The sequence below is a fragment of the Vibrio phycocola genome (genome assembly GCF_054404255.1).
In genome coordinates, this window is the sequence record NZ_JBTAMQ010000036.1 from 1 (window position 1) to 725 (window position 725).

Annotated in this window: 3 tRNA genes; all 3 read left to right on the top strand. The window is 42.2% G+C overall.

The annotated features are described in order from the left end of the window. Window positions 1-103: 103 nt before the first annotated feature. The 3 genes from ACXJY6_RS19745 to ACXJY6_RS19755 all read left to right on the top strand — a co-directional run bounded on the left by ACXJY6_RS19745 (window position 104) and on the right by ACXJY6_RS19755 (window position 393). Window positions 104-179, top strand: a tRNA-Glu gene (locus ACXJY6_RS19745). A gap of 22 nt (window positions 180-201) precedes the next feature. Then, window positions 202-277: transfer RNA gene (locus tag ACXJY6_RS19750), tRNA-Lys, on the top strand. A gap of 40 nt (window positions 278-317) precedes the next feature. Beyond that, window positions 318-393, top strand: a tRNA-Val gene (locus tag ACXJY6_RS19755). The last annotated feature ends 332 nt before the right edge of the window (window positions 394-725 follow it).

Here is a 725-nt window from a genome sequence, read left to right on the forward strand (position 1 = left end):
AGGGGAACCTGGCGCTGGATCACCTCCTTATACGAAGATTATTAAGATGAGTGTCCACACAGATTGATTAGGTTTAAGTAAAAGAGACGTAATAAGTAAATGTGTCCCGTTCGTCTAGAGGCCTAGGACACCGCCCTTTCACGGCGGTAACAGGGGTTCGACTCCCCTACGGGATACCACTTCTTATAAAGAAGTAGTAAAGGGTCGTTAGCTCAGTTGGTAGAGCAGTTGACTTTTAATCAATTGGTCGCAGGTTCGAATCCTGCACGACCCACCATTTACTACCACACGTTGCGCATTTAAATGTGCATAAATGTGGGCGATTAGCTCAGTTGGGAGAGCACCTGCCTTACAAGCAGGGGGTCACTGGTTCGAACCCGGTATCGCCCACCACTTTCTAAATACTTTTTGGTACGACAAAGTCAAACCACAGAATGTCATGTTCGTGTGGTTAGAATTCTTGCCGTCTTTGAAAGTGATTAGAAAGTGTTGCTCCTTCGGGAAAAACATAGCTCTTTAACAATTTGGAAAGCTGACAAAATAACGATTTGATTGATCGTTATTTGTAAAAGTTCTCAAATCCTATGCTTCATTTAATGAAATGTAGGTACCAACACACATTCAAGTGTTCTTGGGAACATCATCTTTGATGATGTTCATATTTTGAGTCCGGCAAAAATCAAAAGCACTCTCGCTTATTCAAACAATGAGAGTGCAACTAAAAC